Origin of the sequence: Massilia sp. LMS1-1-1.1 (assembly GCF_040815535.1) — a bacterium.
GTDB lineage: Bacteria > Pseudomonadota > Gammaproteobacteria > Burkholderiales > Burkholderiaceae_D > Janthinobacterium > Janthinobacterium aestuarii.
This window is the reverse complement of sequence record NZ_JBFPNG010000024.1, coordinates 1-323: the sequence shown is the minus strand read 5'-3', so window position 1 is coordinate 323 and position 323 is coordinate 1. Positions and strand designations below refer to the sequence as shown.

Genomic DNA, 323 nt, shown 5'->3' with positions numbered 1-323 from the left:
GACCAAACCTAAATTCAATCACCGATGTGATCAACTTACGTTTGAACTTTTGGTGGAGGATGACGGGATCGAACCGACGACCCCCTGCTTGCAAAGCAGGTGCTCTCCCAGCTGAGCTAATCCCCCTATGGGTAATACAGACTACAGAAACTGGTACGGCTGTTTGGACTAGCGTCCACCTTACCCCCAGGTTTTTCTGGTAGGGCTGGTTGGACTCGAACCAACGACCCCCGCGTTATCAACACGGTGCTCTAACCAGCTGAGCTACAGCCCCAAATGCTGTTCTTTATATTAACAGCCGATAAGTGTGAACATTTGATGCG

At 50.2% G+C, this 323-nt stretch carries 2 tRNA genes; both read right to left on the bottom strand.

Annotated elements, in window-relative coordinates:
• Positions 1–50: 50 nt before the first annotated feature.
• Positions 51–126, bottom strand: a tRNA-Ala gene (locus tag MRBLMS1_RS18820).
• Between the two features lie 71 nt (positions 127–197).
• A tRNA-Ile gene (locus tag MRBLMS1_RS18815) sits at positions 198–274 on the bottom strand.
• Positions 275–323: the final 49 nt, after the last annotated feature.